We start from the raw sequence: 9,016 nt of genomic DNA, 5'->3' as shown, positions 1-9,016 counted from the left end.
TGACAGGCAGCCTGCTGCTGTGCGTGGGGTTGTGGGAGAAATCGCCTCGATGAACCAAAGATTTTTTGTATACTTTTTCATCTGAAAAAGTATGGCCCAGTCCCGGCAAGGGACAAGCGATCTGCCGCATGCCGCAGCAAGTTCAGATTGATGTTTATAAAACAGTTTGTCCCTCGCTCAAACCTTTCCGTCCTTTGCCAGGACAGGGCGTTACTTTTGGAGGGCAAAAGTAACCAAAACCCCGTCGCTTACTTTTGTTGCATCCTTATTAAATAGTGCAAAGGCAAATGACTACAGACGCAACAAAACTGATGCAACATTTCCGTTAATAATGATCCCTGCAATCACTTATCAAGCAAAACTTTTCTATGTACTAAGTACTACATACTATCATCTAAAGAGGCGACATTTCGTTTAAAATTGGTAGGAAGCAATAAAGAAAAGTTTAACATCCCACTACGCTATACGCATTACGCAATTCTATTTACTAAATACAATCTATTCTCATTACCCACTACCCTCTTAAAAAAACGAATAGGTATTATCCGGTGTAAGCAGCATATCCAATGGGACATCGAATGGCCCAACATCGGCAATTTCTAGGATAGGCTCAAAATAGGAAAGCCCAATTTTTACGCAATCAGGGCGGCACTTAGCTAGAAAACGATCATAAAAACCTTTTCCATATCCTACCCTATTTCCTTTCATATCGGCGACAAGCAACGGAATAATCACCGCGTCCAAAGCACTTTCCTCCACCGGTTCTCCGGAGATAGGTTCCGTTATTCCCCAAGCGCTCTCTTCCATCAGCGTTTTTTCTGTATACAGGAAATTCTCCATACTGTAGTTGGCTATGTTAGCCCTGCTCACGACGATATTGTTCGCGGGGAAGTGATGTTGCACGTATTCGATAAAACGCCACATATCGGGCTCATGCTGGCTTGCGATAGGCAGAAACGTGTGAATGTATGTTTTATCTGACCAGGATAAGGTTTGCAAGCGTAGCAATAATGCATCGTTAAAACTTTCAATGGCATCGCTGGGAAGCTGCTTCCTCCGTTCCTTATACGTGTGTCGCAAAGTTGCTTTTATCATTGTCTATAAACAAAATCGGTCTTGCGCTGCAGCAGCATACAAGACCGATTAGTAAATTTTAGTAGCTCAGTTCTTATTTTACGCGTTCGATATAATCACCGGTACGCGTATCCACTTTCACTTTGTCACCTTGATTGATGAATAAAGGAACGCGAATTTCTACGCCAGTTTCCACGGTTGCGCTTTTCAAAGCATTGGTGGATGTATCGCCTTTGACAGCCGGTTCTGTATACGTAATTTCAAGTTCGACGGTAGCAGGTGCCTGCGCCATAATAGGCTCATCGCTTTCAAAAGCAATAATGACATTCATACCTTCTTTCAAGAAACGGGCTGTATCGCCGAAAAGATTCTTAGGAATATTGAACTGTTCGTACGTGTTGTTATCCATCACAACAAAGAAATCGCCTTCGTCGTATAGATATTGGTAATCATTTGTTTCTACACGTGCAATTTCAACATCTTCGTCTGTTCTGAAACGATACTCTACTAATTTACCACTACGTACATTACGCATACGCGCTTGATAAAAGGCCCGTAAGTTTCCCGGCGTGCGGTGGATAAACTCCTCCACAGCGACTAACTCTCCGTTAAAACGTAATATATTTCCTGACTTTACTTCAGATGCTTTTGACATAACAATATCTTTGAATTTTGATTACAAAACTACAAAATATACGGTTTAAAAAAAATCTACTGACTATTTATACGAAAGGATGTTGAGCGATTCATCGCAAAAAGCATATTCCCGCTCCTGGTTGGAGCCGATAATCAACATTCGCTCGGGCCCTATGGTCTCCTGAATAAGATTCAAATACCATGTTTCACCAGCGGCATCCAAATTACTAGTCGGCTCATCCAAAAGAACAAGTGGGGTGCCGGCACAGCAGGTAAGTGCAAGTTTGACGCGTTGCTTCATTCCCGACGAAAAAAAACGGATTTCCTTATCTACAGCTTTGTCAAGTTGCAACAGATCGATCAGACGATCAGCTGTGAATCCGGGCAAAAATGATTTGAACTTGAAATGAAAATCTATCATTTCACGGAGGGTAAATTCTTCCAACAACTCCACGTAGGGCGCGGCCATTGTTATATCCTGGAACACCTTATCTACTTCAATAGGTGACCCATCGTTGGTTTTATATAAAATTTGGCCTTCACTGGGTGAGAGATTGGACGCTATAATTTTCAATAACGTCGATTTCCCCGAGCCATTTGGCCCAAGGATAGCATATTTCTTTCCAAATGATAAGGTATAATCGATATGGCGAAATACCCATTCTCTATTATACCGTCTGCCTAAGTCTTGTAAAGTTATACTCAATAAACGTATCGTGTTAAAGTGTGGATATACGACCTTGGTTGAACCCTTTGATCACACCGCGGTTAGAATTCCGCACGAAAGACAAAATTTCGTCGCGTAATTCGGTAGGTGCAAATTCGGCTTCGATAAGATCTAACGCCTTCGTGAGGTTACGGTTTTGTACAAAGAGTACCCGATAGATATCTTGAATTTCCGTGATCTGTTCTGCCGTGAACCCTCTTCTACGCAGCCCGACGGAATTGATACCAGCATAGGAAATCGGTTCGCGCGCCGCCTTGATAAACGGTGGAACATCCTTCCGCACAAGTGTACCGCCAGTCACGAATGCATGTGAGCCAATCTGACAAAATTGATGCACAGCAACCATACCCGCTAGAACGACATAATCACCTACCGTGATATGCCCCGCCAACGTGCTGGAGTTTGAAAAGATACAGTTGTCGCCCACGAAACAGTCGTGTGCAATATGGCTATATGCCTGTATCAGGCAATTTTTACCAATAACAGTTTTATAACGGTCTTTGGTTCCTCTGTTGATCGTAACACACTCCCGGATGGTTGTATTGTCACCAATCTCCGCCGTCGTAACTTCGCCTTCGAACTTCAAATCTTGCGGTTCGCCAGAAATTACTGACCCCGGAAAGATACGGCAATTCTTGCCAATTCGCGCGCCGTTCATTATCGTCACATTGGATCCTATCCACGTACCTTCTCCAATTTCAACATCCTTGTAAATTGTGGTGAATGGTTCGACCACAACATTCTGCGCTATTTTAGCCTCAGGATGTATATATGATAACGGTTGTATCATGTTAATTACCTTTTACTTTTACAATTTGAGCCATCAGCTCTGCCTCACTCACTACCTTATCGCCTACCATACTTACCGTTTTCATACGGGCTATGCCTCGACGGATGGGCTCCAACAATTCGCAGCTAAAAATTATTGTATCCCCCGGCGTCACCTGGTTTTTAAAACGAGCATTTTCTATTTTTAGGAACAGTGTCAACCAATTTTCTGGATCAGGCACTGTATTTAACACTAAAATACCACCGGTTTGCGCCATTGCTTCAATTTGCAATACGCCAGGAAACACAGGGGAGCCAGGAAAATGTCCAGTGAAAAATTCCTCATTCATCGTCACATTTTTTAGCCCCACAACGTGCGTATCAGATAGCTCCAATATCTTATCAATCATCAAGAATGGCGGGCGGTGTGGCAAGATATTCATGATCTGCACGGTATCGTACACCGGTGTCATATTAGGATCGTACACCTTCATATTCTTGCGGTTTTTATCTCTTTTCATTTGCGCTTTGATCTTTTTCGCAAACGCAGCATTTGCTGCATGGCCAGGCCGTGCAGCCATGATATGCCCTTTTAAAGGACGACCAACCAAAGCTAAATCGCCGATCATATCCAGCAATTTATGCCGAGCAGGCTCGTTTTGATAACGCAACTGGATATTGTTCAAAATACCCTCATTCGCCACCTCTACCGTTTTATTGAATAATCCAGATAACTTATTCAGCTCATCTTCGCTGACCTCTTTATCCACGATAACGATGGCATTGGAAAGATCGCCCCCTTTTATAAGGTTATGATTTAGTAGGCTTTCCAATTCATGTAGGAAACAAAAGGTGCGCGAGGAAGCAATTTCAGCACGGAACTCCGAGATATTACTTATTGATGCATGCTGACTTCCTAAAACGGATGAGTTGAAGTCGATCATACAGGTAAGCCTGTACCCATCCAATGGCATCGCAATGATCTCAACCTTACGGTCTTTTTCAATGTAGGCTACATTATCTTTGATCTCATAATAGTCTCGATCTGCTTCCTGATCGATAAAGCCGATTTCCAGCAGCTTTTCAACATATATTTTTGAGCTTCCATCTAAAATAGGAACCTCCGGCCCATCAATTTCGATAAGCACGTTATCAATTTGTAAACCTACAAAGGCAGCCATCAGATGTTCTATGGTACTTACTGATGCGCCATTTTGTGATATTGTGGTGCCTCTAGAGGTATCCGATACATTATCAGCATCGACAGCAACAATGGGCTGCCCCTCTAAATCTACACGCTTAAACTTATACCAATGGAATTCTGCAGCAGGTTTGATAGTCATATTCACGATTTCGCCCGTGTGTAGTCCTATCCCTGATATAGTTATTTCGGACTGAATTGTCCTTTGTTTCACATTCATATCTAACATAAACTATTTAGCAAAATTATCGCTGTCGTCCAGCTTTCTTAGTCTTGCCTCCAAAGCGGCTAAACGATGTTCCAGCGCTGGCAACTTACTGTACAGCACTTGTGAGCGTAAATTACTGCTGTAGGGCATAGCAGGTGAACCGCCCCATTTTTTATTTTCTTGATCAATCGATCTGTTGATTCCGGATTGCGCCTGCACCTGCGAGCCGGCAGCGATATGTATATGCCCTACAATACCGACTTGCCCGCCTAATACCACCTGCTCTCCTACCTTTGTACTTCCTGAAATACCGGTTTGCGCTGCGACTACGGTATTCGTGCCGATTTCCACATTATGTGCAACCTGTATTAAATTATCAAGCTTAACGCCTTGACGAATCACGGTGGATCCTAGCGTCGCTCTATCGATCACGGTGTTGGCCCCCACTTCGACATCGTCGTGGATAACCACATTGCCTATTTGAGGCACTTTATTGTAGGTGCCATCTGTCTGCGGAGCAAAGCCAAAGCCATCACTACCCACCACAACACCGCTATGTAGTACCACGTTTTGTCCAATACGGCAATCGTAATACACTTTAACGCCAGGAAAGATCACAGTATTATCACCAATGGTAACACCATCGCCAATGTAGACCTGAGGGTGGATCTTCACACCATTTCCGATTTTTACATCGCGCCCTATATAGGAAAATGCGCCCAAATAAAAATCAGTACCCATGGTAGCCGTTTCATGCATATAAGACGGCTCCTCTACGCCGCTCCGTTCGTTACGAAGTTTATGATAGATTTTAAGTAGTTCAGAAAAAGCTAAGTAAGCATCTTTCACACGAATCAAAGTCGTGTCTACATCTTTCTGAAGTTGTAAGTCTTCATTTACGATCACTGCTGAGGCGTTCGTTTCATAAAGAAAATGTTCGTATTTCGGATTGGATAGAAAAGCTAAAGAACCAATAGTGCCTTCTTCTATTTTAGCCAATTGATTTACAGTAACATCCGGATTTCCATCTACGTACCCGCCTAGTAATGTTGCTATTTGATTTGCAGTAAATTGCATCTTACAAATGTATACTTTTTCTTAATTAATTCTTACCATTTTGTTAACCTTCATACAATGGAAAGCCTATTTCCTTCGGATACGAAATGGCATATTTCTCCACCCGCTTGGCCAAAGCTTCCAGATTCGAAAGATCAGATGCTTCAGTAATATCCTGAACGCTACCCATTTTGTTCAAAATTTTTATGTTGTTATAGCGAGCGTCATAAGCACTGTTCTGAATCGTTTGTTCATAAACAAAGTAATCCACTTCTGTGTCATTTAATTCAAAATGGGCTTTTACCTTTTCTTTCACAAAAGATATTTCCTCCCGAGAATACGGAACACTTCGCAATTCGGTGCGTAAAAGATCCCTGTTCATTAATTTGCGACAGAGCGTTTGCAGAATTTTGTCGTCCGAATACACCCAATCCTTTACCGCCGACATGATATCTGTATCATCAAGCCGAGTAAACCAGATCAAATGATCAGGGATATCGAGAAAGTTATGGATATCAATTTTATTTTGCAGAAAATGCCGAAGTGCTTTTGATGCAAATAACGTTTTGCCCTGCATACTGAGTTCTTTTGCCCTGTACAAAATTTTGATGAGCATCTGCTCTGCGCCGATAACGGTTTTATGAAGATACACCTGCCAGTACATCAGTCTTCGTGCTATCAGGAACTTCTCTACAGAATAGATGCCTTTTACTTCAACAACCAGATTTTCATCCTTCACGTTCAGCATCTTAATTATTCGGTCAAAAGAAATCACACCTTCCGAAACACCCGTGAAAAAGCTATCCCGATTTAAATAATCCATTCTATCCGTATCAAGCTGGCTCGATATCAATTGGTGAAAAAACTGTCTTGGGTATTCGTTGTTGAAAATCGTTATGGCTAAACTCAAACGACCTTTAAATTCTTCGTTTAGTTTATCCATCAATAAGGCGGAAATCATCTCGTGAGATACGCCTTCTATAAGCGTATGCTCTAGCGAGTGGGAAAACGGACCATGCCCAACGTCGTGCAAAAGAATCGCGGCCAAGGTGGCTTCCTCTTCTTCCGTGCTAATATACACGTCTTTACTACGAAGGGTGTCGATCGCTAAGCAAGTTAAATGCATAGCCCCTACGACATGTTGGAAGCGTGTATGCAAGGCACCTGGGTAGACAAGGTGCGTCATGCTTACTTGCTTGATAAAGCGTAGCCGTTGTAAGAAAGGATGTTGAATAAGATCGAAAATAAATGCCGACGGAATTGAAACAAATCCGTAGACAGGGTCGTTAATTATTTTTTTCTTATTCAATTTTCTGCAACTTTTTAATTATTATTACTTTTGATAGTGCTATAGTCCTTCCTTAATCTTCGCCTAAATTAGCGCAAAGATAAGCAGAATGAAGTTAATTAATGTTAAAATAAAAGCTGTAATGCCTTATTTGGCTAATTTGTGAAAGCTTCATCGGGAAACTTCTTCGCGTAGTCGCCATAGCAAATTCCTCCTTCAAATTTAAACAACGCATACATGATCAATAAAATACATATACTTTGGGCAGATGACGAAATTGAGTTTTTAAAGCCGCACGTCATGCTGTTGGAGGAAAAGGGTTACCGTGTAAAAACGGTTAATAATGGGAACGATGCCGTGGAAGCATTCCAAAACGAACCCTTTGATCTTGTATTCCTCGATGAAAATATGCCCGGAAAAACCGGCTTAGAGACCTTGGCAATACTTAAAACCATCAATCCGACCATCCCTACTGTCCTGGTTACGAAAAATGAGGAGGAACATTTGATGGAAGATGCTATTGGCTCTAAGATTGATGACTATCTGATTAAGCCGGTAAACCCAAAGCAAATCCTCTTGACGATCAAAAAGTTCACCGAGAATAAGCGACTCGTGAGCGAGAAAACCTCGATGGCCTATCAGCAAGAGTTTCGAAATTTAGGGATGACGATAAACGATGATCTTGACCATAAACAATGGACGGACGCCTACCGAAAATTGATATATTGGGAACTCTCCCTACAAAAACTAGAAGATGCCGGAATGCACGAGATTTTAACGATGCAAAAATCAGACGCAAATAGCTTATTTTCTAAGTTCGTTGAAAAAAATTACCTCAACTGGATCCAAAATAAGGAGGATGGTCCTATACAATCGCATCAATTATTTAAGAAGAAGGTATTCCCTGCCTTGGAAGCTGATAAGCCTACATTTTTCTTCTTGATCGATAACCTTCGCTACGATCAATGGAAGATCGTTAACGACGTAATAACAGATTATTATCGATTAGAAGAGGAAGATGCGTATTTCAGTATTCTTCCAACCGCAACGCAGTATGCACGAAACGCGATATTTAGTGGGTTAACCCCTTTGGAAATGGAACGCCGCTTTCCGGATCTATGGCAAAACGATGACGAGGAAGGTGGAAAAAACCTAAACGAAGATAAGTTTTTAAGCGACCAGATCAATCGTCTTTACCGCCGAGATATCAAGCATTCCTACCACAAGATCTTAACGCTGGATCAAGGCAGGGATATCGTCGATTCGCTCAATAACCTGATGCAAAATGATCTGAATGTTTTGGTGTATAACTTCGTCGACATGCTTTCGCATGCCCGGACCGATATGGCCATGATACGCGAACTGGCTAACGATGAAAGCGCTTACCGCTCACTAACGCTATCTTGGTTTGAGCATTCACCACTGCTAGACACGCTAAAGTGGCTTGCCCAACGCAATGTCAAAGTTATTATAACGACTGATCACGGTACTATCCGTGTAAAACGTCCAAGCAAAATCATCGGTGACCGCAATACCAATACCAACTTGCGTTACAAACAGGGGAAAAACCTTAATTACACGAATAAGGAAGTTTTTGTCATCAAAAATCCGCACGATGCGCAGCTGCCGAAGCTACACGTCAGTTCTTCTTTCGTTTTTTCTAAGGACGATTACTTCTTTGTGTATCCCAATAACTACAACCATTTTTCCAACTATTACAATGGTACCTTCCAACATGGCGGCATATCCATGGAAGAGATGATTATCCCCTATGCGGTGTATACGCCGAAATAAAATACAGGCGATTAGAATAACTCCCTGTACGTAATCCCTCAATCGAAAAGCTTGAAGACCATGCGTTGATTAAGTTATGGCTATGCTGACAGTTCAAAAGCGACAGAATTTGCTTTTGATCATCAAAAGTAATGGTTTGCCGCGGCATGCGGCAGATCGCTCGTCCCTGGCCGGGACTGGGCCATACTTTTTCAGATGAAAAAGGTATGCAAAAAATCTTTGTTTCATCGAGGCGATTTATCCCGCAATCCCACGCACAGCAGT

The 9,016-nt window shown here is 42.2% G+C and carries 8 protein-coding genes; 1 reads left to right on the top strand and 7 read right to left on the bottom strand.

The window, feature by feature from the left end:
• Positions 1-522: 522 nt before the first annotated feature.
• The 7 genes from DI53_RS10265 to DI53_RS10235 form a co-directional block, all read right to left on the bottom strand.
• Positions 523-1,095, bottom strand: a complete 573-nt coding sequence (locus DI53_RS10265; protein ID WP_037498685.1) for a 5-formyltetrahydrofolate cyclo-ligase — start codon at positions 1,093-1,095, stop codon at positions 523-525.
• Between the two features lie 73 nt (positions 1,096-1,168).
• Entirely contained in the window at positions 1,169-1,729 is a 561-nt protein-coding gene (gene efp, locus DI53_RS10260) for an elongation factor P (RefSeq protein WP_037498682.1), read from the bottom strand.
• Between the two features lie 63 nt (positions 1,730-1,792).
• A complete protein-coding gene (locus DI53_RS10255; RefSeq protein WP_037498679.1) occupies positions 1,793-2,416 on the bottom strand; it encodes an ABC transporter ATP-binding protein in 624 nt (207 codons plus the stop codon).
• A gap of 13 nt (positions 2,417-2,429) precedes the next feature.
• The gene (lpxA, locus tag DI53_RS10250; RefSeq protein WP_037498676.1) at positions 2,430-3,227 is read right to left on the bottom strand and encodes an acyl-ACP--UDP-N-acetylglucosamine O-acyltransferase; all 798 of its coding nucleotides are present in this window, start codon (positions 3,225-3,227) and stop codon (positions 2,430-2,432) included.
• 1 nt (position 3,228) lies between these two features.
• Positions 3,229-4,626, bottom strand: a complete 1,398-nt coding sequence (locus tag DI53_RS10245; protein ID WP_193790644.1) for a bifunctional UDP-3-O-[3-hydroxymyristoyl] N-acetylglucosamine deacetylase/3-hydroxyacyl-ACP dehydratase — start codon at positions 4,624-4,626, stop codon at positions 3,229-3,231.
• Between the two features lie 12 nt (positions 4,627-4,638).
• Positions 4,639-5,691 carry a UDP-3-O-(3-hydroxymyristoyl)glucosamine N-acyltransferase gene (lpxD, locus tag DI53_RS10240; RefSeq protein ID WP_037498670.1) on the bottom strand — a complete coding sequence of 351 codons (1,053 nt, stop codon included), beginning with the start codon at positions 5,689-5,691 and terminating at the stop codon, positions 4,639-4,641.
• Positions 5,692-5,734: 43 nt separating this feature from the next.
• A complete protein-coding gene (locus DI53_RS10235) occupies positions 5,735-6,979 on the bottom strand; it encodes an HD domain-containing protein (RefSeq protein WP_037498667.1) in 1,245 nt (414 codons plus the stop codon).
• A gap of 216 nt (positions 6,980-7,195) precedes the next feature.
• On the opposite strand from DI53_RS10235, the gene porX reads away from it, so the two are divergent.
• On the top strand, positions 7,196-8,752 hold the full coding sequence (gene porX / locus DI53_RS10230) for a T9SS response regulator signal transducer PorX (protein WP_420804745.1): 1,557 nt from the start codon (positions 7,196-7,198) through the stop codon (positions 8,750-8,752).
• Positions 8,753-9,016: the final 264 nt, after the last annotated feature.

It is taken from the genome of Sphingobacterium deserti (assembly GCF_000757725.1).
GTDB lineage: Bacteria > Bacteroidota > Bacteroidia > Sphingobacteriales > Sphingobacteriaceae > Sphingobacterium > Sphingobacterium deserti.
The sequence above is the reverse complement of the archived record's forward strand: the minus strand, read 5'-3'. Positions and strand labels throughout refer to the sequence as shown.